This window comes from Streptomyces bugieae (assembly GCF_036352915.1).
Lineage (GTDB): Bacteria > Actinomycetota > Actinomycetes > Streptomycetales > Streptomycetaceae > Streptomyces > Streptomyces endophytica.
On sequence record NZ_JAZBJP010000028.1, the window covers coordinates 1 to 26,030 of the forward strand.

Below are 26,030 nucleotides of genomic sequence, written 5' to 3' on the forward strand. Positions count from 1 at the left end.
GCCACCCACCCCCGCCACCCACCCCTAGGCTGCTCGCATGATCCGTGCAGTGGCGTTCGACATCGGCGAGACCCTCATCAGGGACGACCGAGGTTGGGGGGCATGGGCTGACTGGCTCGATGTCAGTCGGCACACGCTGTCCGCGCTGGTCGGCGCGGTGGTGGCGCAGGGCCGGGACAACGCCGACGCGCTCCGGCTGGTTCGGCCGGACATCGACATCGAGGCCGAGCGGGCCGCGATGGATAGGGCCGGCCGTGGCGAATCCCTTGATGAGTCCGACCTGTACCCCGATGTCCGGCCGTCCCTGGCCGCGCTCCGGGAGGCCAGGATTCGAGTGGTCGTCGCCGGCAATCAGACCCGACGGGCAGGGGAGTTGCTGCGCGCCCTCGACCTGCCGGTGGATGCGCTCGCCGTGTCCGGGGAGTGGGGCGTAGCCAAGCCGGCCCCTTCGTTCTTCGCCCGCACGATCGAGTTGGCCGGCGCGGCGGCAGACGAAGTTCTGTACGTCGGTGATCACCCGCAGAATGACGTCGTGCCGGCGGCTCGGGCAGGGATGCGCACCGCGCACCTGCGCCGCGGGCCGCTGGGGCACCTGTGGGCGGACAGCGAGTACGCGCGGGCCGCGGACTGGCGGATCGGGAGTCTTGCGGAGCTGGCGAACCTCTTCCTGCCGGAGTGAGATGACCGTACGGCCTTGCCTACGTGACGTGGGGCGACGCGTTCGTGTCCCGGACAGTGACGGTTTGGGTACGGTTCGTAGTGGTCGCGCCGGAGGGAGACCGTGTGCCCAGCATCGTCTACCAAGGGGTAGGCCCCCGCATCGCCTACGAGCGGCGCATCGCCGGCCTCACCCAAGTCGATCTCGCCCGTGCCGCCCGGGTCGCACTGGGCACGATCCGGAAGATCGAGCGGGGCGAACGCGGTGTTTCCGACGCTGTCCTGGCTGCCGTTGCGGATGCACTGGACACCGACCCCACCCGTTTGCTGCCGGACGGGGAACGCCTGGACGACCGTGTGCACGAGGCGATGCCGGGGCTGTCCGCGGTCCTCGCCGCATACGAAGCGCCGGAGGATGGGCCGTGCCGCGAACTGCGGGCGCTCAGTGAGGCTGTCGCATCGATCGTCGGCTACCGGCTGAGCGCGCAGTACGCGCGTATCAGCCGCATCGTCCCCGGGCTCCTTGCTGAACTGTGCCGTGTGCTCCAGAGCGCATCGCCGCACGACCGGCCGATGGTGGCACGGCTGCTCGTGGACGCGTGCCGGGCCGCGGATGCCGTCGCGTTCAAGCACGGTGCGAAGGATCTCTCGGCCCGTCTCATCGACCTCATGAGGTGGGCTGCCCCTCAGGCTCGCAACCCACTCGTGGATGCCACGGTGGCCTACGTCCGTACGGAAGTCCACTTCGGTGCCCAGACGCATGCCGTGGGGTTGCGTGCCCTTGAACAGGCCCTGGATCGCGCTCCGCGCAGTGATGTCCCTGAGGTCCTGGCGGCCCGTGGCGCGCTGCACATGCGGGCCGCGGTGGTCGCCGGACGAGCCGGCGACGGTGACGCGGCGGCGCTGCACCTCGATGCCGCCCGCGCCTTCGGTGACCGGGTGCGGGAGAACGTATACGGAGGGACGGCGTTCGGGCCGGACAGTGTGCGTATCCACGAGGTCTCGGTGGCCGTGAGCCTCGGTGACGATTACCTGGACCGCGCTCTCCGGCTGGCTCGCGAATGGAAGCCGCCGCAGAGCCTGCCGGCGGAGCGCCGCTCGGGTTTCTACATCGAACTCGGCCGCGTTCAACTCTGGGCCGGTCGGCCGGGTGCCGCGTTCGAGTCGCTGAAGGCGGCCCGCCGGATCGCACCGCAGCACGCCCGGGAGCACCGTTGGGTGCGGGAGGATGCAGCAACGCTGCGTCGTCTGAAGCGTGCGGACGCCGAGAGTCTGACGAGCTTCGCCGAGTGGTGTCACGCCGGGGCGAGCGTCTGAACGGTACCCCTCGCAGGGGTACTTGAGGGGTACAGGCGGGGCCAATCTCTTCCTGAGCCCGACGGCGCAGGGAGAGACCGTGACCGCAGCAACAACTCCATCCTCCGCGGATCCCGACGTAAGCACCGTCCGACTGCACGGCGAGGGCGCTACTGGTGCGGAGCCACGCACAGCCTTCTCCTCACAGCTGGCGCTGTCACCACTCCCGGTGACGACGGCATGCGCGTCTGGCTCATCGTGGCCTGCCCGCGACACGGTGACCGGAGGCCACGGTGAACACGCAAGCGCGGTCGGCCTCTGACCATCGTCACCGCTAGATCACGGAAGACCCCCGCGACGCTGCTGACGTCCGGGGGCATGGCCATCAACCACCAAGGAGTTGACAACATGTCCAACGCTACAGCGAGGTTCTTACTCCTGCTGCTGCGGCTGCTGCTTCCGGCGCAGGGCCGCCACCGGACGGACCGTACGCAGCCGGCGGCGAGGCGTGAGGACGCGCCGACGCTCGCCCTTCCCCGTGTGCCCGTTCGGCAGCCTGGTCTCCTGCGTGGCGAGGACGCGGCCCTGATCCGCCCATACGTCCTGACGACCGGAGAGCTGTACGCGCGCCGCTTGCAGAGCCGGCCGGGACGGGCGTTGTGGCTGGCCGTTGACGGCGTCGACGCAGGGCCGCGCCGGATTCGCGGAGTTGAGGTGGCGGCGTGCTGAACCCCATGGAGAAGCCACGGCTGCTGCCGTGGTCCAGCCCGGACGGGAAGCCGTGCTACCTGGCAGGCGACGGCAACGGATACGTGTCCCGCCTGGCCGACAACGTGGAGGTGGCACAGCTCAGCTCGGCCGCTGAACTGATCGAGGAAGCCCGTCCCCTCCTCGCCGGACGGACCTGGACCCCTGACGAAGTCCACATACTGGCATGCGTGTTGACCGCCTCCCTCGCCGATGTGCACCGAGTAGCGGAGAGCAGAGGCGCACGGCTGCCCGCCCCGGACGACGACGAACCCGAGGGCGATGCCGCTCCGGGCGGCGGCGAGGGCGGCGAGTCACGGCTTCCCGCAGACGGGTTCGACTGATCCGGGCGCGGTGCATATTCACCCGCCGGATCGGCTGTCGCCATCACGACAGCCCGACCGGTGGCAGAGCCCGATCCGTGGCGACGGACGGGCACCCCCGCGCCCGGCCCGGGTCGGGACCGACGAGAGAAAGGGGGCGCGGCATGGCCGCGACCGCTGAGATCGAGAGCGCAACGTCCGCTACCCACCCCACCAGCACCCGCCCCTGGGGGCCGGCCGACTCGCGCCGTATCCGACCACGTTGCGCCGTTCGTACGCCACGGTCACCGTCGACCCCGCCACGCAACTCGGCGTGTTCCGCGACCATGCCGGCCAGGTGGTCGAGGGCAGGTGCGTACCCTGTCGAGAACCGTCGACCTGGATCACGTGCGAGCGGTGTACTGGCGCCGCCCCGTCTGGCCCGACTTCCCGTACTTGAGCGACGACGATGCGCGGTTCGCCGCCGCGCAGGTTCGCTATGGGCTCGGCGGTACCCTTTACGCCCTCGAAGGTCCACTATGGGTTAATCATCCCCTTCGTAACGCAGCGGCCGACTACAAGCCTGCTCAACTCGCTGTCGCCCAGCGGCTTGGCCTCGCAGTGCCGTCGACCCTTGTGACCAATGACCCGGGTGAGGCTCGGGAGTTCATCGCCGCACACGGTCAGGTGATCTACAAGACTCTGCGGTGGACCTCGTACAAGCGAGACGGAGTTCCGGTTACAGGGTGGGCAGACCCGGTCACCGCTGCGGAGATCGATGACAGCGTGCGCGTGACACCGCACCTGTTCCAAGCCCGCGTGGACAAGGCCGCCGACGTGCGAGTGCTGGTGGTCGGCGGACGAGCGTTCCCCGTGCGGATCGACTCTGAACTCCTGGACTGGCGCAAGGACTACTCCGCCCTCTCCTACAGCGTGGTAGACCTGCCGGACCACGTGGACAAGGCGCTCCTTGCCTACTTGGACCGCTTCGGGCTGGTGTCCGGGAGCTTCGACCTCGCCGTTGACCGGGCGGGTGACTACTGGTGGTTGGAGCTGAATCCGAACGGCCAATGGGGGTGGCTGGAAGAGAAGACCGGCCTGGAAATGTCCGCCGCATTCGCCGACCTGCTGACCCGAGGAGAGCCCGCCCCATGACTGAAACCGCATCCGAGCGACGTGCCCTTGCTGACCGGCTGGAGAAGGCCGGTGTCCTCTCGACCCCCCCAATGGCGGGCGGCGGTCGAGGCCGTACCGCGTGAGCTGTTCTTGCACCCTGGGGTCTTCCTGCCCGTGGACGGCGGCCGCTGGCGACCGATCACAGCGGTTGGAGCCGACCCGGCGGAGTGGGCGGAGATCGCCTACAGCGACCAGTCCCTGACCACTCAGCTCGATGGTCGTCTCACCGCCGACCAGGCCGCTGACCTCGTGACAGGTGTGCCCACGTCCTCGTCCACCACGCCCGTCACCGTAGTCGGCATGATCGAGAGCCTGGATGTGGAAGACGGGCACCAAGTGCTGGAGATCGGCACCGGCACCGGTTACTCCTCGGCCCTGATGTGTCACCGCCTCGGCGAAGACAACGTCACCACCGTCGAGGTAGACCCCGACGTGGCGGCCCGCGCAGACGCCGCGCTGGAAACAGCCGGGTTCTCGACATGGACGGTGACGGGGGACGGTCTCCTGGGGCACCCCCGCCGCGCCCCGTATGACCGGGTGATTGCCACCTGTGCCGTACGCCGCATCCCCCACACCTGGATCCGGCAGACGAAGCCGGGCGGCATCATCCTCACGACCATTGGCTCCTGGCCCTACGGCACGGGTCTGGCAAAGGTGACCGTGGGCGAAGATGGGACCGCCGAGGGCCGGATCATCGGCCGCTCCTCGTTCATGCAGGCTCGGGCGCAAGCCGTGGTCCCGCCGGCCGGCGACCTGTCCGCACGCACGGCCTACCCCGACAGCGAGCGCGCGACGAAGGTAGCGCCGGTCATGCTGGAGGAGTGGATGCCCGCCTTCCTCGCCCAGCTTGCCGCGCCCGGCGCACACCTCGTTCGCGCCTCGACGCGCGAGGAACGAGAGCTCCTGTACCTCTTCGACCCAGAGCGCGAGTCCTTCGCGCAATTCACGTCTGACGGCGATGGCTGGACCGTCCGCCAGGGCGGCCCGGTGGCCCTGTGGGACGACATCGAGCAGGCCCTCACCGCATGGCAGGACACGGGAAGCCCCGGCATCACCGCCGTACAGCTCCAGATCGACAACAAGGCCCACACATATGGGATCGAGGACAGCCCGTCGCTGCGCTGGCACCACCGCCTCGCGTGAACGAGCGCGAGGCGATCAACCCCGGCGGCCCCCTACCCTCCTGGGGAGCAGCCGCCGAATCGTAAGGATGCGAGATGGACGACGAACCGTTGTCGGAATGGGCGGAGCGCCGTTACGCGAAGGTCGGAAGGCTCCGCGTAATTCCCCTTGTCACCGGTGACGGCCCCAAAGGCTCGCATCTGAACCCGGATGCACCCTGTGCCATCCAGCGATGGAACGGATACTCCTGGGAACCCCACGGTTTCGCATCCGATCTCGCCGAGGCGAAACAGAACCTGTACCCCGAGGTCATCGAGCCCCCGGCCTCGGGGGCGGCGCCCAAGCTCGGCGCAGGCACCGGCAGGCACCGCAAGCCCCGGGCGCCAAGGTCGAAGCGCTAGGGACCGTCCGCCGCGTGACCTACACCGCACCGGCCGGACGGTTCACCGCTGGACGATGTAGCCGGCATCGGAGACAGGGCGAAGCCCACCGCACCTCAGGGGCCGCGCCCCCAGGGCCGCCGCGAGGGTTCGTCCGCCCACATCTGGCCCCCCGGCATCTATGCGTGTAGAACGGGATGGGACCTACCCGTTCGAAAGGAACCGTCCATGGACGCCATCTCCGTCATCCGTACCAAGCGCGACCGCGGCGAACTGACCCCCGATCAGATCGACTGGGTCATCGACGCCTACACCCGCGGCGAGGTCGCCCACGAACAGATGTCGTCCCTGGCGATGGCGATCTTCCTCAACGGCATGAACCGCACGGAGATCGCCCGCTGGACCGCCGCCATGATCGCCTCCGGCGAGCGCATGGACTTCTCCTCGCTGCCCCGCCCCACCGCCGACAAGCACTCCACCGGCGGCGTCGGCGACAAGATCACCCTGCCGCTCGCCCCGCTCGTCGCCGCCTGTGGCGCCGCCGTACCCCAGCTCTCCGGCCGCGGCCTCGGCCACACCGGCGGCACCCTCGACAAGCTGGAGTCCATCCCCGGCTGGCGCGCGCACCTCAGCAACGCCGAGATGCTGGACGTCCTCCGTGACGTCGGCTCGGTGATCTGTGCCGCCGGCGACGGCCTCGCCCCCGCCGACAAGAAGCTCTACGCGCTGCGCGACGTCACCGGCACCGTCGAGTCCATCCCGCTGATCGCCTCCTCGATCATGTCCAAGAAGATCGCCGAGGGCACCGGGTCCCTCGTCCTCGACGTCAAGGTCGGCTCCGGCGCGTTCATGAAGCACCTCGACGACGCCCGCGAACTCGCCTCCACCATGGTCGAGTTGGGCACCGACCACGGCGTACGGACGGTCGCCCTGCTCACCGACATGGCCACCCCGCTCGGCCGCACCGCCGGTAACGCCCTCGAAGTCCGCGAGTCCGTCGAGGTACTGGCCGGCGGCGGCCCCCAGGACGTCATCGACCTCACCCTCGCCCTCGCCCGCGAGATGCTCGACGCGGCAGGCCTGCCGGACGCCGACCCGGCCAAGGCGCTCGCCGACGGCTCCGCCATGGACCACTGGCGCCGCATGATCACCGCCCAGGGCGGCGACCCGGACGCCCCGCTTCCGGTCGCCCGCGAACAGCACACCGTCACCGCCGCCGGCACCGGCACCCTCACCACCCTCGACGCCTACGCCGTCGGCCTCGCCGCCTGGCGCCTGGGCGCCGGCCGCGCCCGCAAGGAGGACCCGGTCCAGGCCGCCGCCGGCATCGAACTCCACGCCAAGCCCGGCGACCGCGTCACCGCCGGCCAGCCCCTCCTCACCCTCCACACCGACACCCCCGAAAAGCTCCCCTACGCCCTGGAGGCCCTGGACGGCGGAGTACTTATCGGCGCCCCGGACACCACCTTCACGGCGGGCCCGGTGGTCCTGGAACGCATCGGCTGACCTGCGGGTTTCCCGTACGTCTCACCCTCGACACGAGCGCGTTCCCCGTCGACTGACGGCGAACGACGACGAAGGGCCCGCCCCACCAGGACAGGTGGTGGGGCGGGCCCTTCGGACCGAGGGGCGGGCGGGGCCTGTGGTGGTCCCGGCCGGGTGGGGTTATGCCGCGCGGGCCAGGTGGAGCAGGCGTTGTTCCGCCACGGCCTTGCGGGTGGCGTAGAGGGTGATCGACGCGGCGCCGAGCATCGCGGCGAGGCCGAGGAGGACGGTGCCCTGCCAGCCGACCGCGTGGAAGGCGGCGGCACCCAGCGCGCCGCCCAGGCTGCTGCCGACGTAGTACGCGCACTGGTAGAGGGCCGACGCCTGGGCGCGGGCCGTCTTGGCGGTGCGGCTGACCGACGACGAGGCGACCGCGTGGCCCGCGAAGAAGCCGGCGGTGATCAGGACCAGGCCCGCGAGCACCGCGGCGACCGAGTCGGCGAGGGTGAGCAGCAGGCCCGCCGAGGTGGTGCCGACGGCCAGGTAGAGCGCGCCGCGGCGGCCCACCCGGGCGACCAGCTGGCCGGCCGCCGCCGAGGAGACCGTACCGACCAGGTAGATCACGAAGACCGAACCGACGATGCCTTGCGGGAGGTTGAACGGCTCGGCGACCAGGCGGTAGCCGATGACCGTGTAGACCGCGCCGAAGACCGTCATGAACAGCGCGCCGATGCCGTAGAGCCGGCGGAGCAGCGGATCGGCGAGGTGGCCGCCGAGCGTACGGGCCAGCGCCCGCGGGCCGACCGAACGGGGCACGAAGTGCCGGGCCTTGGGCACCAGCAGCCGGAACGTCACCGCGCACACCACGGCCATCAGCCCGACCGCGCCGAGCGCGGCCCGCCAGCCCCAGGCCTGGGCGACCCAGCCGGTCACGATCCGGCCGGACATCCCGCCGATGCTGTTGCCGGCCACGAACAGTCCGATGGCCGCCACCAGTGCCTTGGCACGTACCTCCTCGGCCAGGAAGGCCATCGCCGATGCCGGCAGCCCGGCCAGCGCCACGCCCTGGACGGCGCGCAGGGCGATCAGGACGCCGAGCGACGGCGCGAACGGCACCAGCAGGGCGATCACCGCGGCGACCGCGAGCGACGCGGTCATGAGCGTGCGCCGCCCGAAGCGTTCGGACACCGCGCTCAGCGGGATCACGCCGAGGGCCAGTCCGAAGGTGGCCGCCGAGACGGTCCAGCTCGCCTGGTCCGGGGAGACCCCGAGGTCGCCGGAGATGGCGGGCAGCAGTGCCTGGGTCGAATACAGGAGGGCGAAGGTGGCCACTCCGGCGGCGAAGAGGGCGAAGCTCATCCGGCGGTAACCGGGGCCGCCCGGCCGCAGCTTGCCCGCCTCGGGGTCGGGCGCGGCGGCGGAGGAAGAGGAGCTGGTGGACGACTGGGGAGAGGCGGCCGCACGGTCGGTGACGGACGCCCCGGTATCAGCGGGAGGCATGCTTCGACCGTAGGACCCGGCAGTTCATGCGTCCAATGCATGGAAACGGCATAATCGATTCCGTGCAGCATGAGCAGAGGTCAGCGGGGTCCCTGTTGCAAGGTCGCAACAGAAAAGATGTTGCAGCGGGCCGCCGCGGCCGGAGCGGGGCGGTGACCCGGGGCCGGGGCGGGGCGGCCGGCGCGGAGTCCGGCGAGGCGGCCGAGCTCGGTATCGGGTCGTGGGCGGCGGTGCTCGCCCCGCGGCTCGCCCAGTTCACCGCCGTCGCCCGGCACGAACACGTCACCCGGGCCGCGCAGGAACTCGGCGTGCCGCAGCCGACCCTCAGCCGCGCCATCGTCCGGCTGGAGGACGACCTCGGCGTCGCGCTCTTCGCCCGGCACGGCCGTACGCTCTCCCTCACCCCGGCCGGCCGGTCCTTCCTCGCCTCCGCCGAGCGGGCGTTGACGGACCTGGAGCGGGCCACCGAGTCGGTACGCGCCGACGTCGACCCGGCCGCCGGCAAGGTCGCCTTCGGGTTCCTGCACACCCTCGGGTCGGAGACCGTACCGGGGCTGATCCGCAGCTTCCGCGCCGACCACCCCCGCGTCCGCTTCCAGCTCGTGCAGAACTACGGCGAGGCGATGATCGAACGGCTCCGCGCCGGCGACCTCGACCTGTGCCTGACCTCGCCGGTGCCGGACTACCCGGACCTGGTCGCCCGCCGGCTCGACGAGCAGAAGCTGCGGCTGGTCGTCCCGGACGACCACCCGCTGGCCGCCCGCAAACGCATCCGGCTCGCGGAGGCCGCCGGCGAGTTGTTCGTGACCCTCGAACCGGGCTACGGGCTGCGCCGGATCACCGACGCGCTGTGCGCCGAGGCGGGCTTCACCCCGCGCGTGGCCTTCGAGGGCGAGGAGGCCGAGACGCTCCGCGGACTGGTCGCGGCCGGCCTCGGCGTGGCCCTGCTGCCGCCACCCGCCGTACCCCGCCCGGGAGTTGCCGAACTGACCGTGACCGCCCCGCGCGCGGTCCGCGAGATCGGCGTGGCCTGGCTGGACGGCCACCCCGACACCCCGCCGGTCGCCGCCTTCAAGAAGTTCCTGCTGAGCAGACGGGGACGGCTGCTGCCGCGGTGACGGGCGCCGGTGCGGCGGAACCGGCCCTGGTGGGAGTCGAGTGGGAACGTCGCTCAGTGCCGCAGTGACGCCCCGAAGCCGGTGGCCAGGGGCATGCGGAGGCCGAGGGGTGGGGGTGCGGCGAGGGCGTCCTTGACGGGGCGGGCGTAGTCGTGGGCGAAGAGGGAACCGAGGAGGAAGTCGGTGGCCAGCGCGAGGACTTCGGCGCGGTGCTGGTGGAGGGAGTGGCCGTCGGAGTGCACCTCGAAGCGGCAGGTGTCGCGGTTGATCTTCTTGGCGCGCTCGGCGTAGCGGTAGGACAGGTCGGGGGCGTGGCGCTCGTCGTTGGTGCCGTGCACGAGCAGGACCTGACGGCCGACGAGCTGCTTCACCGGATCGGGCTGCTCACCGGTGGCGCGGTGGTCGGGCAGCCACGGCGCGATGGCCAGTACGGAGTGGACGGCGGGGTGGCCGGCGGCGTGCAGGGCGGCGCGGGCGCCCATACCCGTACCGACGAGGCAGACCGGCACGTCGCCGTAGCGGCGCACCACCTCGTCCAGGGCCCAGGTGGCGTCGCGCGCGGGGTGGGCGGCGGAACCGTTCCAGCCGCGGCAGCGGTAGTGCACGACATGGGTGGCCAGCCCCTCGGGGCGGCCCGCCCGGGCCAGCCGGAGGGCGAGGGGGCGTACCGCGAGCGCGGTCACCGGCGACGGTCGGCGGATCCCGGTCGGTCCGCCCCCCGGCAGTAACAGGGCGACCCCGCTGACCGTTCCCTCCTTGCCGTTCGCTCCCAGCGGTTTTCCCAGCCGGGCCTCGCGCACCGGCAGTGCTTGCTGAGCCATGACCAGAACGATGGCAGAAGGAGACCGGCACGCCACCCTGTGGACGGGTCACTGTTACGTATCGTTCGGTGAGATCTACGCGCGTAGGGGCTACAGTGCCGAAATGACGAGCGAGACCACCACCCTTCCGAGCAGTGAACAGATCCGCCGCGCCCCCAAGGTGCTGCTGCACGATCACCTCGACGGCGGCCTGCGCCCCGCCACGGTCGTCGACCTGGCCCGCGAGAACGGATACACCGGTCTGCCCGAGACCGATGCCGAGAAGCTGGGCATCTGGTTCCGCGAAGCCGCCGACTCCGGCTCGCTGGAGCGCTACCTGGAGACCTTCGCGCACACCTGCGCCGTCATGCAGACCCGCGACGCACTGGCCCGGGTGGCCGCCGAGTGCGCCGAGGACCTGGCCGCCGACGGCGTGGTCTACGCCGAGGTCCGCTACGCGCCCGAGCAGCACCTGGAGCAGGGGCTGACCCTCGAAGAGGTCGTCGAGGCCGTCAACGAGGGCTTCCGTGAGGGCGAGCGGCGGGCCCGCGAGAACGGCCACCGCATCCGCGTCGGCGCCCTGCTGACCGCCATGCGGCACGCCGCCCGCGCCCTGGAGATCGCCGAACTCGCCAACCGCTACCGCGACTCCGGCGTCGTCGGCTTCGACATCGCGGGCGCCGAGGCCGGCTACCCGCCCACCCGCCACCTCGACGCGTTCGAGTACCTCAAGCGGGAGAACAACCACTTCACCATCCACGCGGGGGAGGCCTTCGGGCTGCCCTCCATCTGGCAGGCGCTCCAGTGGTGCGGCGCCGACCGCCTCGGCCACGGCGTCCGGATCATCGACGACATCGAGGTCGCCGACGACGGCACCGTCAAGCTCGGCCGGCTCGCCTCCTACGTGCGCGACAAGCGGATCCCGCTGGAGATGTGCCCCACCTCCAACCTCCAGACCGGCGCCGCGCCCTCCTACGCCGAGCACCCCATCGGCCTGCTGCGCCGGCTGCAATTCCGCCTCACCGTCAACACCGACAACCGGCTGATGAGCGGTACGAACATGTCCCGGGAATTCGAGCACCTGGTCAAGACATTTCGCTACACGCTCGATGACATGCAGTGGTTTACAGTCAATGCGATGAAATCAGCATTCATTCCTTTCGATGAACGTCTGGCGATGATCAATGACGTCATCAAGCCCGGTTACGCGGAACTGCGGGCCGAGTGGCTGTTCCGCACGACGGGCTGAACATCCGCTCCCAGCAGCGCTTCTGACCGTACGTAACGGAGGCGCTGCGAGCATATAGCGCAACGGCCGGTGGAATGTCCACCGGCCGTTTTTTGTTTCCTTGTGGCTGTTTGCGGCGCCGGTTGCCGCATCACTAGGTTGATGGGCCGGTCAAGCCCCCATCAATGAGGACGTAATTCGATGAAGCAGGGAACGATCAAGACTCTCGGTGTCGCCGCGCTCGGTGCCGCCTTCGCCGTCACCGCCGCGGGCGCCGCCTCGGCCGCTCCGGCGGCCGGCGCCGCCGACACCGCCGGCGGTCTGCTGCACAGCGCCACCGACACCGTCTCGGGGGCCACCAAGAGCGTCAACGGCGGCACCAACGCCAAGCCGGGCAACAACGACATCAAGACGCCCCTGAACTCCAAGGGCAACAAGCTCCTCGGCGGCCTGCCCACCGGCGCCGTCGGCAAGGCCCTCCCGCTGGGCTGAGCCCCGCACACCCCGCCGCCCTCAGGGGCACGCGGCGCACCGTCCCCGGCCCGTACGCCTCCGCAGGCGTACGGGCCGGTGGCTTGCCGGGGTGCGGTGGCTCATCCGGCGCGGTGACTCACCGGGGCGGTGGCCTGCCAGGCGTGGTGGGCCTACCAGGCGGCGGCGCCGTGGGCCTTCTCCTCCGAGGGGAGGAGTATCCAGAGCGCGAGGTAGACGAGGAACTGCGGGCCGGGAAGCAGACACGACACCAGGAAGATCACGCGCATCGTGGTCGGTGTCGTACCGAAGCGACGGGCCAGGCCCGCGCACACTCCGGCGATCATTCGGTTGCTGCGGGGGCGGACCAGTGCGGCGGCCATGAGAGGTGACTCCTTTGCGACTACGTGGGGCGTTTGCCCGATGTCTCAAAGGTAGGTCCGGCTGCCCGAGAGCACGTCAGCCTGTGGTGTGAGGCCGACCCTGGAGATCTTCGGGGTCACCTCCCCGAGATGCTCGTACCGCCGGCGGAGCCGGCACCGGGCCCCGGGGACGACCGCCAGGTGCACCACCGCCACGCCCAGGGTGCTCAGCAGCACCGAGTCGACATCGGGGACCCGTCCGGGGATCCCTGACTGCAGCAGTTCGATGGCCAGCGCGATCATCGCGCCGGCGAAGACGGTACGGGTGAAGGAGACCAGCGGCGAAACGTTCAGGCGACCGGCGGAGAGGGGCAGCAGCACACCCAGCGGCGCCAGCAGCAGCACCGAGCCACCCAGGTGCTGCACGGCCTCCCACGACGCACCGTGCGCCAGCTCGGCCCGGATCGTCGCGAGCGGTTCGAGGTTGGCCGCCGGCACCCAGGGCACGGTTCGGGGACGCAGCGTGAGCCAGCCGACGACCAGCAGATGCGCCACAAGGAGAAGAAGTCCGGTGACGCGCATTCGGGGGGAGGCGGTGGTGCCGTGGCCATGACGCTGCACAAAGCCCAGGACGCCAGGACCGGTGGCAATGGTTCCGCCCTATTGCACCCGGCTTGGGGTGGGGCAGCCGGGGGCCGGTTCGGCCGCGCGCGCGAGGGCCGCATCCCCCCACCCCCGAACCCACCCCCCTCCCCCTCCCCCGAAGGGGGAGGGGGAGGGGGGAGGGGGGTGGGGGAAGCCCCGGGCGCGGCGGGCGAAGCCGATCGCGTGCCCCGCGGAGCCGGTTGCGTGCCCCGCGAAGTCCTCACCATCGCGTGCCCCGCGAAGCCCGTCGCGTGCCTCGCGAAGCCCAGGACGTGCCCCGCGAAGCCAGGACGTGCCCCGCGGAGCCTCAGTCCCCGCCGCTCATGCCTTCTCGGACTCCGCCGCTCAGGCCTCCTCGGACCCCGCCGCTCAGGCCTTCTCAGCCCCCGCCCCTCAGCCCCGCCCCGTCAAGGTGTCCCCCCACCCCGCGTGTTCGGCGATGTCCGGGTTGGAGAGGACGTCGGCGGAGCAGTCGTAGCGGTGGGGGGTGGTGTGGTCGGGGCCGGAGAGGACGGCGGCGTGAGTGCGGCCGAGGGCCGGGCTGGCGCCGTAGGTGCACACCAGTTGGGCCAGGGCGAAGGACGGGAGGTCGTCCGGGGGGAGGCTCAGGCGGAGGGCGTCCGCCGGGTCTCCCGGGTGCGGGCCCTCGACCTTCAGGTCGGCGGGCAGCGCGCTGCTGAAGCCGGCCTTCTCCTCTTCGGGGGAGGGCGGCTGCTGCAGGGACCGGAGGAGGGCACGGGCGGTCCGCAGGCGGACGTCGGTGCCGGCCGCGCCCTTGGCGGGTGGGACCGTCCGCTCCACCTGGGCCAGCGCGGAGCCGCACACCAGGTACAGGGTGGCCTGGGTGCCCTCGCCCGGCGCGGCTGTGCCGGCCGGCGCCTTGCAGCTGACCCGTGCGGGCGCCCCGCCCGCGTCCACCGGCACGGACGTGCCGCGGATCCCGCAGCCGGTCGCCGCCAGCGTCAGCAGCGCCACCGCCCCGGCGGTACGCCGCCACCCGCGTCCCGCTCGACGCCCGGCCGTGCGTCCCGTCGCGCGCTCCGTCGGGCCCCCGTCCAGGCGCCGCACAGGCTCCCCGTCCAGCTGCCCAGCAGAGCGCCCAGCCAGGTGCCCCATCAGTCCTCGCCGCCCCGTCATCGCTCGCCCTCCGTGCCGTTGTTGCCGGGGCCGGGCCCGGGCCTGTCCGGGGAGCCGTCGCGTCGGGTGTCGTCGGCCAGGGGGGACGCGTCCATCGGCAGTCGCAGGGTGAAGACCGCTCCGCCCTCGGGGAGGTTGGCCGCGGTGATCTCGCCGCCGTGGATGTGCGCGTTCTCCAGGGCGATGGACAGGCCCAGGCCGCTGCCCTCGGAGCGGGGGCGGGAGGCGCTCGCCTTGTAGAAGCGGTCGAAGACGTGCGGCAGGACCTCTTCGGGGATGCCGGGGCCGTGGTCCCGTACGCGGATCACCAGCCGGCCGCCACCGGGACGGGTGCCGTCCGCCGGCTCTCCGGCCCGCTCGGGCCCGCCGGCGGCCTGTTCCGGCCCGCCCGCGGTGCGGCACGCCCCCGCCGGGCCGGTCCCCGCCGCGGGGCCCTCCTGGTCGGCGCCGCCCGGTGTCTCCGTAGCGGCCGTGGCGTCCGGCTCCTCGCCCGTCGCGTCCTCGGTGCGCACCGACACCCGGACCGGCGAGCCGCCGTGTTTGAGGGCGTTGCCGATCAGATTGGCCAGGATGACGTCGAGCCGCCTCGGGTCCAGCCGGGCCACGATGCCGCGGTCCGCGTCCAGGTCCACCGCGTCCAGCCAGGCCCGCGCGTCGATGCACGCCGTGACCTGGTCCGCGACGTCGACGTCGTCGAGCACCAGCCGGGCCGTCCCCGCGTCGAAGCGGGTGACCTCCATCAGGTTCTCCACCAGGTCGTTCAGCCGCCGGGTCTCGCTCACCACCAGCTGGACCGCGGGCGCGATCATCGGGTCGAGGGAGTCGGCCTCCTCCTCCAGCACCTCGGAGACCGCGGTGATCGCCGTCAGGGGCGTGCGCAGCTCGTGCGACATGTCCGCGACGAAGCGGCGGGAGGCCGCCTCCCGGGCGCTGAGCTCCTCGACCCGCTGTTCCAGCCGCTCCGCCGTGCGGTTGAACGTCCGGGAGAGATCGGCGAGTTCGTCGGTGCCGGTGACCCGCAGCCGGGTGTCCAGCCGTCCCTCGCCGAGCTGCCGGGCCGCGTGCCCCAGCCGCTGTACGGGCCGCAGCACGGTCGTCGCGGCGGCCTGCGCCAGCAGCGCCGAGCCGACCAGTGCGAGCGCCGTCGCGATCCCCAGCGACCAGGCCAGCGAGTTGAGGTCCTGCCGCTCGGTGGCCAGCGACTTCATCATGTAGCCGGTCGGCCCGCCGCCGATCACCTTCGCCCCGGCGACCAGGTAGGGGGTGTCCCCGATCTGCTTGCGCTGCCAGTACAGGTGGTGCGCATAGCGGTTGGACTCGTCGACCGGACGGACCTCGTTCACCGCCTTGCGCAGCGAGTCCGGCACCGTCGTCAGCGTCAGCAGGTCCTTGTCCGTGGTGGCCGCGCAGGGCTTGCCCGACCGGTCCACGCCGATCAGCAGCACCGCGTAGTTCTGCGGCCCGGCCGCCATCTGCCGTGCCGCGTCCTGCAGTTCGGCGCACCGCGGACGCAGCGGCAGCGACCGCGTACTGTCCTCCAGCGACTTGCGGAAGTCCTTGAGCACCGCGTTCTGCGTGCGGTCCAGCACGGTGTTGCGGTTGAGCCAGTACGCGATGCCGGACGCGGACACCGCCGCGGTCAGCGCCACCAGTGCGAAGACCACCACCAGCCGCAGCCGCAGGCTCGTCCAGCGCAGCAGTCCCGGCGCCCGGCCGAGCAGCCGCAGCAGCCGGCTGCCCGACCCGGGCGCGGACGCGGGCGCGTCGGGGCCGCCGGCCGGGCCCCGCGCGCTCTCCTGCGCCGTCCCGCCGTCCTTGGTGCCTTCCCTCACTGCGGCGAGTCCAGCCGGTAGCCGACACCGCGGACCGTACGGATCAGCGTCGGCGAGGACGGCACGTCCTCCACCTTCGCCCGCAGCCGCTGCACACAGGCGTCCACCAGGCGCGAGTCGCCGAGGTAGTCGTGCTCCCACACCAGCCGCAGCAGCTGCTGGCGGGACAGCGCCTGGCCGGGCCGCCGGCTCAGCTCCAGCAGCAACCGCAGCTCGGTCGGTGTCAGTTGCAGGTCCTCGCCGTTCTTGGTGACGGTCATCGCCGACCGGTCGATCACCAGCGAACCGAAGGTCGCCGAGTCGCTGGACTCGCGCTCCCCGCGGCGCAGCACGGCCCGGATCCGGGCGTCCAGCACCCGCCCCTGGACCGGTTTGACGACGTAGTCGTCCGCCCCGGACTCCAGCCCCACCACGACGTCGATGTCGTCGTTGCGCGCGGTGAGCAGGATGATGGGCAGCTGGTCCGTACGCCGGATCCGGCGGCACACCTCGAAACCGTCGATGCCCGGCAGCATCACATCCAGCACGATCAGGTCCGGGCGCTGCTCGCGCAGCAGCTTCAGACCGTCCTCGCCCGTCGCCGCGGTCACCACACGGTGACCCTGGCGGGACAGCGAGAGTTCGAGGGCCGTGCGGATGGCGTCGTCGTCCTCGATCAGCAACAGGAAAGGCACGGCAGCCATTCTGGCCCATGGGACGGCGGGACATCGACCAGTGACCCCGGCCTACCCGGGCCGCCGCCTCCGTGAACCGCCCGGCGCACCGGACCTGCCCCTGTGACAGGCCTGTGACAGTCGGCGGACAACGTGATGAAACTGGGTTGGCAGGCTTTGGGGCACCGGGAGAGATCAACACCGATCGCCACCCGGGACACCGAAACGGACCGAACGAGCCGGCTCTACGACGGGGGGCGCGAGATGACCACACTGCACGGCACCACTTCCAGCGCAGTTATCACGCGACTCCACGACGTCGTGCGGACACCGGAGAAGTCCGGTGCCGCGGGCTTGCGGGGGTGTGCTCGCGGCATCGGGCGTCAGCGGCCGCCGTACATGGTGGCCATCGACGCGACGACGGTGGAGATCAACGGGGGAACGGGACGGCACGGGGGAAGCGCCGTCCACGGGGGGAACAACGGGGGAGCGGAGTACGGGGAGGCCACGGGGGAACGGCGTTCCGCGTCGGAGGCGGCCGAGGCCGAAGCGGCCTTCACCGCCTACGTCCAGGAGCGCCGCGCCTCCCTGTACGCCACCGCCTACCACCTGACCGGCGACCGCTTCGAGGCCGAGGACCTGCTGCAGAGCGCGCTGTTCTCGACGTACAAGGCGTGGGACCGGATCAGCGACAAGGCGGCGCTCGGCGGCTACCTGCGCCGCACCATGACCAACCTGCACATCAGCGCCTGGCGCCGGCGCAAGCTCAACGAGTACCCGACCGAGGAGCTGCCGGAGACCGCCGGCGACGTCGACGCGATGCGCGGCACCGAACTGCGCGCCGTGCTGTGGCAGGCGCTGGCCCGGCTGCCCGAGACGCAGCGCACCATGCTGGTGCTGCGCTACTACGAGGGCCGCACGGACCCGGAGATCGCGGACATCCTCAACATCAGTGTCGGCACGGTGAAGTCGAGCATCTGGCGCGCGCTGCGACGGCTGCGCGACGACGAGGTGCTCAGCTTCGGCCGTGACGAGGAAGAGTCCTTCGGCGAGCTGGTGGCCTGAAGGAACGGCGCGGCCCGACGGGGGAACGGGCCGCGCCACCGGGGGAAACACCCGAGGGGCGCCTGAAGGTGGGCGTCCGAGGGGGAAAGGCCCGAGGGGGATCGGGGATACGGGGGAAGTACGGGGGAAGTACGGGGGAATGAGCGGGTTCGGGCGGCCGGGGGGTCTGCCCGAGCCCGCTTCCGTGCGTCCGCCGCCCGCGCGCGGCTAGGCGCCCCGCACCGTCACCACCGGCTCGTGGTGGACCGGGAAGTTGACCGAGTTGGCGATGAAGCACTTCTCGTGGGCGTCGCCGTGCAGCGCCCGGGCCCGTTCGAGGTCGTCCGCCGACGCCACCTCGACGCGCGGCCGCAGCACCACCTCGCTGAACGCGCCGCCGCCCTTGCCGTCCTCCGCCATCGTGCCGGCCGCGTCGTCCGTGTACCCGGTCACCACCACACCGGCCAGCGCGCACAGCGCCAGATACGACAGCATGTGGCACTGCGCCAGGGAGGCGAGCAGCAGCTGCTCGGGGTTCCAGCGGTCGGCCGTCCCGCGGAACGCCGGGTCCGCGGTGCCCGGCAGCGGCGGCAGGCCCTCGGCGCTCACCTCGTGGTCCCGCCCGTACGCCCGGTAGTTGCTGGTCCCGTGCCGTTGTTGCCGGTCCAGGTGACCGTCGTGCGGTAGTGGTGCTCCCTCGGCATCGGTACGTCCTCCCTGAGTTGCCGGGACACCCGACGTGCCCGGCCGGTGGTCAGGAGCCTACGGCCGCCCGTCCCGCATCCGTGGCACGGGCCGTACCCGCGGCGGAAATACGGGTCAGCGCCTCCGGCCCGGCGCACGGGTGGGCGCCCAGCGCCGTGTGGCGGGCCACCACCGACCGCTCGGCGCGCAGTAGCCGCAGCCCCCGGCGGATCAGGTACGGGACCGGTTTGCGGGCCTCGCGCAGGTCCCGTTGCAGCCGGCGGCGGAAGGTGGTGACCGGATGCCCGCGCAGACACAGCGCATCGGCCAGCAGGCCCGCCGCCCGGCACGCCGCGATCACATCGGCGGCGAAGATGCCCTCGGCGATGAACAGCGGGGCACCCCGGAGATCGAGTTCGGCGGCACCGACCCGGGCGCTGAGGGAGATGTCGTACACCGGGACGTCCGTCCGTCCCGTACGGCACAGCGCCTCGATCGCCGCGACGGCGGCGCCGGCGTCCCAGGAGAGCGGCGAGTCCCAGTCCGCGCCGCCGCCGTCCGGCAGTTGGGGCAGCGTGGGGTCCGTCGCCTCCTTGTAGAAGTCGTCGAGACGCAGGACGGGCAGACCGCTGTGGGCGGCCAGTGAGGTCTTGCCGGTGCCGGACGGGCCGGTCAGCAGGACGACGCGGGTGCGGGCACCTCCCGGTTCGACGGGGGTCGAGGGCTCGGGGGAGGGCGGCCGGGTGGCGGAGTCGGTGGTCACGGACAGCCATTGTCCCGCATTGCGCCGTGTGGGCTACCCCTGGCGCGCGAGGTGGCCCGCCCACCCGCGGCTCAACTACGCTACGCGGTCAGACGATTACCCGATGCCCCTGGAACGCCGCACGCTTCCGACGCATTCCGACGCTTCCGAACCACAGGCAGGTGGCAGATGCCCTCCCACGCACGTCCCAAGCCCAGCCGCGTCCCGCGCACCCTGCTGCGCGCCGGGCTGGTGGTCTCCGCGGCCGGCGCCGCGCTCGCGGGGGGCGGTGCGGCGACGGCGGGCGCGGCCCCCGCGTCGGCCCCGCACCACGGCCCGGACCACGGCCCCGGCCGGCCCGGTCCCGACCGGCACAGCACCGACACCGGCGCCACCGCCTCCGCGCTGACCGGCGCGCTGCTGAACTCCGCGGCCGGCGGCGTCGGGCCGCTGAAGAACATCCAGGTGGACCCGCTGGCCAACACCCCGGTCGACCCGCTCGCCAACGCCGTCGGCACCCAGGTCGCCGACTTCAAGCCGCTCAGCACCACCCTCGTGACCGGCAGCCTCTCGCGCGGCGCGGCGATCCGCGACGTCCCGCTGGTCAACAAGGTCGAACGGATCCTGCCCGGCTGACCGCGAACTCCCGTCCCCCGCTGGACAGCCGACCGCCCCGGGTGCCGCGGCACCCGGGGCGGTCGTGCGTCGTGGACGCGCCGGATCAGACACCCATCGGGTGCCAGACCGTCTTCGTCTCCAGGAAGGCCAGCAGCCGGTCCGTGCCCGGGTCGGCGCTCCAGTCCTCCGCGCGCGGGCGCAGCACCCGCTTGAGGTTGTCGGCCGCCGCGGTCTCCAGCTCCTTGGCCAGTCCGGCGTCCGCACCCGCGAGATCGAGCGCGTTGACGTCCTGGTGGGCGGCGAGCGGCGCGGCGATCTCCGCCGTACGGCCCGAGAGGACGTTGACCACACCGCCCGGCAGGTCGGACGTGGCCAGCACCTCGCCCAGCGACAGGGCCGGCAGCGGGGAGTTCTCCGAGGCGACCACCACGACGGTGTTGCCGGTGACGACGGCCGGCGCGATCACCGAGACCAGGCCCAGGAACGACGACTCCTGCGGGGCCAGGGCCGCGACCACACCGGTCGGCTCGGGCGCGGAGAGGTTGAAGTACGGGCCCGCGACGGGGTTGGCGCCGCCGGCGATCTGGGCGACCTTGTCGGACCAGCCCGCGTACCAGACCCAGCGGTCGATCGCCGCGTCCACCTGGGCGGTGGCCTTGGACTTCGAGCGGCCCTCGGCGTCGGCGACCTCGGCGATGAACTGGTCGCGGCGGCCCTCCAGCATCTCGGCGACGCGGTAGAGGATCTGCCCGCGGTTGTACGCCGTGGCGCCCGACCAGCCGCCGAACGCCTTGCGGGCGGCGACCACCGCGTCCCGCGCGTCCTTGCGGGAGGACAGCGGCGCGTTGGCGAGCCAGTTGCCCTTACCGTCGGTCACCTCGTACACCCGCCCGCTCTCGGACCGGGGGAACTTGCCCCCGACGTACAGCTTGTAGGTCTTGAAGACACTGAGCCTTGCATCAACGGTGCTCATCGGCGCTCACCCTTCGGGTTCGACGGGGCGAGGTACGCCTCCAGACCGTGCCGGCCGCCCTCGCGGCCGAAGCCCGACTCCTTGTAGCCGCCGAACGGCGAGGCCGGGTCGAACTTGTTGAACGTGTTGGACCAGATGACACCGGCACGGAGCTTGTTCGCCATCCACAGGATGCGCGAGCCCTTCTCCGTCCAGATGCCCGCGGAGAGGCCGTACGGGGTGTTGTTGGCCTTCTCCACGGCCTCGGCCGGGGTGCGGAAGGTCAGCACGGACAGCACCGGGCCGAAGATCTCCTCCCGGGCGATCCGGTGGGCCTGGGTGACGCCGGTGAAGAGCGTCGGCGCGAACCAGTAGCCGGAGGAGGGGAGTTCACAGGCCGGGGCCCAGCGTTCGGCGCCCTCGGCCTCGCCCGCGTCGGCCAGCTCGGTGATCCGGGCCAGCTGCTCGGCGGAGTTGATCGCGCCGACGTCGGTGTTCTTGTCCAGCGGGTCGCCCACCCGCAGGGTCTGCATCCGCCGCTTGAGCGCGTCCAGCAGCTCGTCCTGGACCGACTCCTGCACCAGGAGGCGGGAGCCGGCGCAGCAGACGTGGCCCTGGTTGAAGAAGATGCCGTTGACGATGCCCTCGACGGCCTGGTCGATGGGGGCGTCGTCGAAGACGATGTTCGCCGCCTTGCCGCCCAGTTCGAGGGTGAGCTTCTTGTCCGTGCCGGCGACCGTACGGGCGATGGCCTTGCCGACCTCGGTGGAGCCGGTGAAGGCGACCTTGTTGACGTCGGGGTGGGCCACCAGCGCCGCGCCCGTCGAGCCGTCTCCCGTGAGGATGTTGACGACGCCCTTGGGCAGGCCCGCCTGGCGGCAGACGTCCGCGAAGAACAGGGCGGACAGCGGGGTGGTCTCGGCCGGCTTCAGCACGACCGTGTTGCCGGTCGCCAGCGCCGGGGCGATCTTCCACGCCAGCATCAGCAGCGGGAAGTTCCACGGGATGACCTGGCCCGCGACGCCCAGGGGGCGGGGGTTCGGGCCGTAGCCGGCGTGGTCGAGCTTGTCGGCCCAGCCCGCGTAGTAGAAGAAGTGCGCGGCGACCAGCGGCAGGTCGGCGTCGCGGGACTCGCGGATCGGCTTGCCGTTGTCCAGCGACTCCAGGACGGCCAGCTCGCGCGAGCGCTCCTGGATGATCCGGGCGATCCGGAACAGGTACTTGGCGCGCTCGGCGCCCGGCAGCGCCGACCACTTCTCGAACGCCTTGCGGGCGGCCTTCACGGCCCGGTCGACGTCGTCCGAGGTCGCCTGGGCGACCTCGGAGAGGACCTCCTCGGACGACGGGGAGACGGTCTTGAAGACCTTGCCGTCGGCGGCCGGGGCGAACTCGCCGTCGATGAACAGTCCGTAGGACGGCGCGATGTCGACGACCGAGCGGGACTCGGGTGCGGGTGCGTAATCGAAGGTCATGGGTGCCTCAGTCCACCGTGACGTAGTCGGGGCCGGAGTAGCGGCCGGTGCTGAGCTTCTGGCGCTGCATCAGCAGGTCGTTCAGGAGGCTGGAGGCGCCGAAGCGGAACCAGTCGGGGGTCAGCCAGGGCTCGCCGAGCGTCTCGTTGACCATCACCAGGTACTTGATCGCGTCCTTGGTGGTGCGGATCCCGCCGGCCGGCTTCACGCCGACCTGCACGCCGGTGGCGGCGTGGAAGTCGCGCACCGCCTCCAGCATCAGCAGCGTGACGGGCGGGGTGGCGTTCACGGCCACCTTGCCGGTGGAGGTCTTGATGAAGTCGGCGCCGGCCAGCATCGACAGCCAGGAGACCCGGCGGACGTTGTCGTACGTCTGGAGCTCGCCGGTCTCGAAGATGACCTTCAGGTGGGCGGCGGTCCCGTCGGGCCGGGCGCAGGCCTCCTTGACGGCCTTGATCTCCTCGAAGACCTGCATGTAGCGGCCGGAGAGGAAGGCGCCCCGGTCGATCACCATGTCGATCTCGTCGGCGCCGGCCGCGACCGCGTCCCGGGTGTCGGCCAGCTTGACCGGCAGCGCGGCGCGGCCGGCCGGGAACGCGGTGGCGACGGACGCGACGTGGATGCCGGAGTCGCCGAGCGCCTCCTTGGCCGTCGCGACCATGTCGGGGTAGACGCAGATCGCCGCGACCTTGGGGGCGGTGCGGTCGGTGGGGTCCGGGTTGATGCCCTTGGCGCACAGCGCCCGGACCTTGCCCGGGGTGTCCGCGCCTTCGAGGGTCGTCAGGTCGATCATCGTGAGGGCGAGGTCGATGGCGTACGCCTTCGCCGTGGTCTTGATCGAGCGGGTGCCGAGGGTGGCGGCGCGGGCCTCGAGGCCGACCGCGTCGACGCCGGGGAGGCCGTGGAGGAAGCGGCGCAGCGCACCGTCGTCGGCGGTCACGTCCGCCATTGACGCCAGACGCCCCGCGGCTTCCTTGCCGTATGCGGGAACAGTGATGGGCATGGTCACGAGGGGAGCATATCTACGCGCGTAGCGCAATGTCATCCCCCTGGATGCCGCCATTCCGGCCGCTCCGCCCTGAATGATGCCGTAACGCAATGTCCGGCATCCGGACGGTCAGGCAGAATCGGCGGCATGACGCGCCAGGACCGGACCACCCCGCCACCGCAGCAGTACGCCGAGCGCAGCTACCGCTCGCCGGCGGCCCTCGTCGGCGGCGTCCTGCTCCTGCTGCTCGGCGGCTGGCTCGGCGCCGACGCCCTGCTGCGCGGCGCCCCGCACGCCAAGCTGACCGCGGTGTTCGCGCTGCTCCTCGGCGTCCCGCTGGTGGCCGCCTTCACCCTGCGGCCGCTGGTACGGGCCGGCGACGAGCGGCTGACCGTGCGCAATCCGTTCCGCACCATCACGCTGCCCTGGGGCGCGGTCGAGGAGCTGCGCGCGTCGTTCTCGACGGAGGTGTTCACCACCGCCGGGAAATTCCAGCTCTGGGCCATCCCGGTCTCCCTGCGGCAGCGCAAGAAGGCGAACCAGCAGGCCCTGCGGGGCGCCGGCGCGGACAGCCCCCGGTTCGGCCGGGACGCGGGCGCCGGACCGGCACCGCGCGCGATGGCCGACCAGGCCCTCGACGAACTGCGCGAGATCAAGGAACGCGTCGCGGGCCGGGCGGAGGCCCAGGGCGAGCCGGTGGTCCGCTGGTCGTACGCGATCCTCGCGCCCCTGGTGGCGGGCGCGGTCGGCCTGGTCGTGATGATCGCCCTCTGACGGACCGGGCCGGGGGCTCGCGCCGGGCGACGGGGGACGGGCCGGGCCCGCGCCCGGAGGGCGCCTACGGGACGCGTACGCGGAAGGCCCCCCGCCGCTGTGGGCGAGGGGCCTCATCAGCCGTCGGCCGGCCGCCGCGGCGGCCGTCAGATCCCGGCCGCCGCCGACACGTCCTCCTTGATGGCGGCCAGGGTGGCGGCCGCCTTCGTACGCGCCGCGTCGAGCGCCTCCGGGCCGGACACCGGCGCGACGACCTCCAGGTAGCACTTCAGCTTGGGCTCGGTGCCGCTCGGGCGCACGACGACCCGGGCGGACTCGACACCGCCCTCCGGGGAGCCGGAGAGGTAGTAGCGCAGCCCGTCGGTCGGCGGGAGGGCCTCGGTGCCCTGGTTCAGGTCGTCCGCCCGGGTCACCGCCAGACCGGCCAGCGCGGCCGGCGGCTGCTCGCGGAGCCTGCGCATCGCGTCGGCGATCAGCGTCAGGTCCTCGACCCGCACCGACAGCTGGTCGGTCGCGTGCACCCCGAACTCCACCGCGAGGTCGTCCAGCAGGTCGGCGAGCGTCCGGCCGGCCCGCTTGAGCTCCGCGGCCAGCTCGGTGACCAGCAGGGCGGCGGTGATGCCGTCCTTGTCGCGGACGCCCTCCGGGTCGACGCAGTAGCCGAGTGCCTCCTCGTAGGCGTACCGCAGACCGTCCACCCGGGCCAGCCACTTGAAGCCGGTCAGGGTCTCCTCGTAGGGGAGCGAGGAGGCGGTGGCGATACGGGACATCAGCTGCGAGGAGACGATGGTCGTCGCGAACGTGCCGGCCGCCTGCTTGCTGACGAGGTGGGCGGCGAGCAGCGCGCCGACCTCGTCGCCGCGCAGCATCCGCCAGCCCTCGGGGGTGCCGGGGGCCGGGACGGCGACGGCGCAGCGGTCCGCGTCCGGGTCGTTGGCGATGACCAGGTCCACGTCCGCGCCCCGCGCCCGGGCGGTGGCGAACGCGAGGTCCATCGCGCCCGGCTCCTCCGGGTTGGGGAACGCGACCGTCGGGAAGTCCGGGTCCGGCTCGGCCTGCTCCTGGACGACGACGGGGGCCGGGAAGCCGGCCCGGGCGAAGGCGGCGACGAGCACGTCCCGGCCGACGCCGTGCATCGGCGTGTAGACGACATCGAGGTCCCGGGCCGAGCCGGGCGTCAGCACCGCGTCCGTACGCGCCAGGTAGGCGTCCAGGACCGCGTCGTCGAGGGTCTCCCAGCCGGACTCGGGCCGCGGTACGTCGGCCAGCGAGCGCACCGCGGCGATCTCCGCGGCGATCTCGCCGTCGGCCGGCGGCACGATCTGCGAACCGTCGCCCAGGTACACCTTGTAGCCGTTGTCGCGCGGCGGGTTGTGGCTGGCGGTGACCTCGACGCCGGCCACCGCGCCCAGGTGCCGGATCGCGAAGGCCAGCACGGGGGTGGGCAGCGGGCGCGGCAGCAGCGCGGCGCGCAGGCCGGCGCCGACCATGACGGCCGCGGTGTCCCGCGCGAAGTCGGCGCTCTTGTGGCGCGCGTCGTAGCCGATCACGACCAGGCCGGAACCCTCGCCCTTCGCCCGGAGGTACGCGGCGAGGCCGGCCGCGGCCCGGATGACCACCGAACGGTTCATCCGCATCGGGCCCGCGCCCAGTTCCCCGCGCAGCCCGGCCGTGCCGAACTGCAGGGTGCCGGCGAACCGGGCCGCCAGCTCGTCGGTGTCCTCGGCCGCGATCAGCTTGGCCAACTCGTCCCGGGTCTCCGGGTCGGGGTCCTCGGCCAGCCAGGCCCGGGCCCGGTCGATCGGCTCCGCGGATTCGGTAGCCACGTCATGCTCCTGCCTGTGG

General features: G+C 72.2%; 24 protein-coding genes and 3 pseudogenes. 14 read left to right on the forward strand and 13 right to left on the reverse strand.

Features of this window, described 5'->3' with window-relative positions:
* Window positions 1-37: 37 nt before the first annotated feature.
* From V2J85_RS30365 to V2J85_RS30400, 8 genes and pseudogenes are all read left to right on the forward strand, one after another.
* Entirely contained in the window at window positions 38-679 is a 642-nt protein-coding gene (locus V2J85_RS30365) for an HAD family hydrolase (protein ID WP_261956025.1), read from the forward strand.
* 104 nt (window positions 680-783) lie between these two features.
* Window positions 784-1,974 carry a helix-turn-helix domain-containing protein gene (locus V2J85_RS30370; protein WP_261956024.1) on the forward strand — a complete coding sequence of 397 codons (1,191 nt, stop codon included), beginning with the start codon at window positions 784-786 and terminating at the stop codon, window positions 1,972-1,974.
* Between the two features lie 701 nt (window positions 1,975-2,675).
* Window positions 2,676-3,044, forward strand: coding sequence for a hypothetical protein (locus V2J85_RS30375; RefSeq protein WP_410011279.1), 369 nt, complete (start codon window positions 2,676-2,678; stop codon window positions 3,042-3,044).
* A gap of 241 nt (window positions 3,045-3,285) precedes the next feature.
* Window positions 3,286-3,330 (forward strand): annotated as a pseudogene (locus tag V2J85_RS41480) (hypothetical protein); the annotation flags it as partial.
* A 38-nt stretch (window positions 3,331-3,368) separates the two neighbouring features.
* Window positions 3,369-4,157 (forward strand): annotated as a pseudogene (gene tgmB / locus V2J85_RS30385) (ATP-grasp ribosomal peptide maturase); the annotation flags it as partial.
* Window positions 4,154-5,321: pseudogene (gene tgmC, locus V2J85_RS30390) on the forward strand (ATP-grasp peptide maturase system methyltransferase). The pseudogenes tgmB and tgmC, both read left to right, overlap by 4 nt.
* 74 nt (window positions 5,322-5,395) lie before the next feature.
* Window positions 5,396-5,701 carry a DUF6087 family protein gene (locus tag V2J85_RS30395; RefSeq protein WP_261956022.1) on the forward strand — a complete coding sequence of 102 codons (306 nt, stop codon included), beginning with the start codon at window positions 5,396-5,398 and terminating at the stop codon, window positions 5,699-5,701.
* A 207-nt stretch (window positions 5,702-5,908) separates the two neighbouring features.
* On the forward strand, window positions 5,909-7,186 hold the full coding sequence (locus tag V2J85_RS30400; RefSeq protein WP_261956021.1) for a thymidine phosphorylase: 1,278 nt from the start codon (window positions 5,909-5,911) through the stop codon (window positions 7,184-7,186).
* 159 nt (window positions 7,187-7,345) lie between these two features.
* Here V2J85_RS30400 and V2J85_RS30405 read toward each other — a convergent pair whose 3' ends face one another.
* Complete coding sequence (locus V2J85_RS30405; RefSeq protein WP_261956020.1) at window positions 7,346-8,665, reverse strand: MFS transporter; 1,320 nt, start codon at window positions 8,663-8,665, stop codon at window positions 7,346-7,348.
* Window positions 8,666-8,760: 95 nt separating this feature from the next.
* Between V2J85_RS30405 and V2J85_RS30410 the strand changes: the two genes are divergently transcribed.
* The gene (locus tag V2J85_RS30410) at window positions 8,761-9,783 is read left to right on the forward strand and encodes a LysR family transcriptional regulator (RefSeq protein ID WP_410011361.1); all 1,023 of its coding nucleotides are present in this window, start codon (window positions 8,761-8,763) and stop codon (window positions 9,781-9,783) included.
* 53 nt (window positions 9,784-9,836) lie between these two features.
* Here V2J85_RS30410 and V2J85_RS30415 read toward each other — a convergent pair whose 3' ends face one another.
* The gene (locus V2J85_RS30415) at window positions 9,837-10,604 is read right to left on the reverse strand and encodes an alpha/beta hydrolase (protein WP_261956018.1); all 768 of its coding nucleotides are present in this window, start codon (window positions 10,602-10,604) and stop codon (window positions 9,837-9,839) included.
* Window positions 10,605-10,707: 103 nt separating this feature from the next.
* On the opposite strand from V2J85_RS30415, the gene V2J85_RS30420 reads away from it, so the two are divergent.
* Window positions 10,708-11,832, forward strand: coding sequence for an adenosine deaminase (locus tag V2J85_RS30420; protein WP_261956017.1), 1,125 nt, complete (start codon window positions 10,708-10,710; stop codon window positions 11,830-11,832).
* A 180-nt stretch (window positions 11,833-12,012) separates the two neighbouring features.
* Window positions 12,013-12,303, forward strand: coding sequence for a hypothetical protein (locus tag V2J85_RS30425; RefSeq protein WP_261956016.1), 291 nt, complete (start codon window positions 12,013-12,015; stop codon window positions 12,301-12,303).
* 152 nt (window positions 12,304-12,455) lie between these two features.
* Here V2J85_RS30425 and V2J85_RS30430 read toward each other — a convergent pair whose 3' ends face one another.
* From V2J85_RS30430 to afsQ1, 5 genes are all read right to left on the reverse strand, one after another.
* The gene (locus tag V2J85_RS30430) at window positions 12,456-12,665 is read right to left on the reverse strand and encodes a PspC domain-containing protein (protein WP_261956015.1); all 210 of its coding nucleotides are present in this window, start codon (window positions 12,663-12,665) and stop codon (window positions 12,456-12,458) included.
* Window positions 12,666-12,710: 45 nt separating this feature from the next.
* Window positions 12,711-13,226: a VanZ family protein gene (locus tag V2J85_RS30435; RefSeq protein ID WP_330823363.1), complete on the reverse strand. Its 516-nt coding sequence runs from the start codon at window positions 13,224-13,226 to the stop codon at window positions 12,711-12,713.
* Window positions 13,227-13,682: 456 nt separating this feature from the next.
* Window positions 13,683-14,264, reverse strand: coding sequence for a hypothetical protein (locus tag V2J85_RS30440; RefSeq protein WP_261956013.1), 582 nt, complete (start codon window positions 14,262-14,264; stop codon window positions 13,683-13,685).
* A gap of 158 nt (window positions 14,265-14,422) precedes the next feature.
* Window positions 14,423-16,258: a sensor histidine kinase gene (locus V2J85_RS30445; RefSeq protein ID WP_410011278.1), complete on the reverse strand. Its 1,836-nt coding sequence runs from the start codon at window positions 16,256-16,258 to the stop codon at window positions 14,423-14,425.
* The gene (gene afsQ1, locus V2J85_RS30450; RefSeq protein WP_026169550.1) at window positions 16,255-16,932 is read right to left on the reverse strand and encodes a two-component system response regulator AfsQ1; all 678 of its coding nucleotides are present in this window, start codon (window positions 16,930-16,932) and stop codon (window positions 16,255-16,257) included. The genes V2J85_RS30445 and afsQ1 overlap by 4 nt, the downstream gene beginning before the upstream one ends.
* Window positions 16,933-17,175: 243 nt before the next feature.
* Between afsQ1 and V2J85_RS30455 the strand changes: the two genes are divergently transcribed.
* Window positions 17,176-17,976, forward strand: a complete 801-nt coding sequence (locus tag V2J85_RS30455; RefSeq protein ID WP_261956012.1) for a SigE family RNA polymerase sigma factor — start codon at window positions 17,176-17,178, stop codon at window positions 17,974-17,976.
* A gap of 207 nt (window positions 17,977-18,183) precedes the next feature.
* Here V2J85_RS30455 and V2J85_RS30460 read toward each other — a convergent pair whose 3' ends face one another.
* Together V2J85_RS30460 and V2J85_RS30465 are read right to left on the reverse strand one after the other, a co-directional pair.
* Window positions 18,184-18,564 carry an OsmC family protein gene (locus V2J85_RS30460; RefSeq protein WP_330823366.1) on the reverse strand — a complete coding sequence of 127 codons (381 nt, stop codon included), beginning with the start codon at window positions 18,562-18,564 and terminating at the stop codon, window positions 18,184-18,186.
* Between the two features lie 145 nt (window positions 18,565-18,709).
* A complete protein-coding gene (locus V2J85_RS30465) occupies window positions 18,710-19,318 on the reverse strand; it encodes a nucleoside/nucleotide kinase family protein (RefSeq protein WP_261957466.1) in 609 nt (202 codons plus the stop codon).
* A 252-nt stretch (window positions 19,319-19,570) separates the two neighbouring features.
* Between V2J85_RS30465 and V2J85_RS30470 the strand changes: the two genes are divergently transcribed.
* A complete protein-coding gene (locus tag V2J85_RS30470) occupies window positions 19,571-20,017 on the forward strand; it encodes a hypothetical protein (RefSeq protein ID WP_261956010.1) in 447 nt (148 codons plus the stop codon).
* Window positions 20,018-20,102: 85 nt separating this feature from the next.
* Here the strand turns inward: V2J85_RS30470 and V2J85_RS30475 are convergent, their stop codons facing one another.
* From V2J85_RS30475 to deoC, 3 genes are read right to left on the reverse strand one after another with little or no spacing between them, the layout of a single operon-like run.
* Window positions 20,103-20,972, reverse strand: coding sequence for an aldehyde dehydrogenase family protein (locus V2J85_RS30475; RefSeq protein WP_330823367.1), 870 nt, complete (start codon window positions 20,970-20,972; stop codon window positions 20,103-20,105).
* Complete coding sequence (locus V2J85_RS30480) at window positions 20,969-22,423, reverse strand: aldehyde dehydrogenase family protein (RefSeq protein ID WP_261956008.1); 1,455 nt, start codon at window positions 22,421-22,423, stop codon at window positions 20,969-20,971. The genes V2J85_RS30475 and V2J85_RS30480 overlap by 4 nt, the downstream gene beginning before the upstream one ends.
* Window positions 22,424-22,430: 7 nt before the next feature.
* Window positions 22,431-23,426 carry a deoxyribose-phosphate aldolase gene (deoC, locus tag V2J85_RS30485; protein ID WP_261957465.1) on the reverse strand — a complete coding sequence of 332 codons (996 nt, stop codon included), beginning with the start codon at window positions 23,424-23,426 and terminating at the stop codon, window positions 22,431-22,433.
* A 132-nt stretch (window positions 23,427-23,558) separates the two neighbouring features.
* Here deoC and V2J85_RS30490 point away from each other — a divergent pair, with 132 nt between their 5' ends.
* Entirely contained in the window at window positions 23,559-24,185 is a 627-nt protein-coding gene (locus V2J85_RS30490) for a PH domain-containing protein (protein ID WP_261956007.1), read from the forward strand.
* A 146-nt stretch (window positions 24,186-24,331) separates the two neighbouring features.
* Here the strand turns inward: V2J85_RS30490 and V2J85_RS30495 are convergent, their stop codons facing one another.
* Complete coding sequence (locus V2J85_RS30495; RefSeq protein WP_330823368.1) at window positions 24,332-26,011, reverse strand: phospho-sugar mutase; 1,680 nt, start codon at window positions 26,009-26,011, stop codon at window positions 24,332-24,334.
* Window positions 26,012-26,030 lie beyond the last annotated feature (19 nt).

Excerpts from the sequence above, each read along its gene's own strand:
- V2J85_RS30475 (WP_330823367.1), bottom strand. The coding sequence starts at position 20,972 with ATGAGCACCGTTGATGCAAGGCTCAGTGTCTTCAAGACCTACAAGCTG.
- V2J85_RS30490 (WP_261956007.1), top strand. The coding sequence starts at position 23,559 with ATGACGCGCCAGGACCGGACCACCCCGCCACCGCAGCAGTACGCCGAG.
- V2J85_RS30425 (WP_261956016.1), top strand. The coding sequence starts at position 12,013 with ATGAAGCAGGGAACGATCAAGACTCTCGGTGTCGCCGCGCTCGGTGCC.
- V2J85_RS30455 (WP_261956012.1), top strand. The coding sequence starts at position 17,176 with ATGACCACACTGCACGGCACCACTTCCAGCGCAGTTATCACGCGACTC.
- V2J85_RS30435 (WP_330823363.1), bottom strand. The coding sequence starts at position 13,226 with ATGCGCGTCACCGGACTTCTTCTCCTTGTGGCGCATCTGCTGGTCGTC.
- V2J85_RS30420 (WP_261956017.1), top strand. The coding sequence starts at position 10,708 with ATGACGAGCGAGACCACCACCCTTCCGAGCAGTGAACAGATCCGCCGC.
- V2J85_RS30415 (WP_261956018.1), bottom strand. The coding sequence starts at position 10,604 with ATGGCTCAGCAAGCACTGCCGGTGCGCGAGGCCCGGCTGGGAAAACCG.
- deoC (WP_261957465.1), bottom strand. The coding sequence starts at position 23,426 with ATGCCCATCACTGTTCCCGCATACGGCAAGGAAGCCGCGGGGCGTCTG.
- V2J85_RS30365 (WP_261956025.1), top strand. The coding sequence starts at position 38 with ATGATCCGTGCAGTGGCGTTCGACATCGGCGAGACCCTCATCAGGGAC.
- V2J85_RS30480 (WP_261956008.1), bottom strand. The coding sequence starts at position 22,423 with ATGACCTTCGATTACGCACCCGCACCCGAGTCCCGCTCGGTCGTCGAC.
- V2J85_RS30430 (WP_261956015.1), bottom strand. The coding sequence starts at position 12,665 with ATGGCCGCCGCACTGGTCCGCCCCCGCAGCAACCGAATGATCGCCGGA.
- V2J85_RS30405 (WP_261956020.1), bottom strand. The coding sequence starts at position 8,665 with ATGCCTCCCGCTGATACCGGGGCGTCCGTCACCGACCGTGCGGCCGCC.
- V2J85_RS30400 (WP_261956021.1), top strand. The coding sequence starts at position 5,909 with ATGGACGCCATCTCCGTCATCCGTACCAAGCGCGACCGCGGCGAACTG.
- V2J85_RS30395 (WP_261956022.1), top strand. The coding sequence starts at position 5,396 with ATGGACGACGAACCGTTGTCGGAATGGGCGGAGCGCCGTTACGCGAAG.
- V2J85_RS30470 (WP_261956010.1), top strand. The coding sequence starts at position 19,571 with ATGCCCTCCCACGCACGTCCCAAGCCCAGCCGCGTCCCGCGCACCCTG.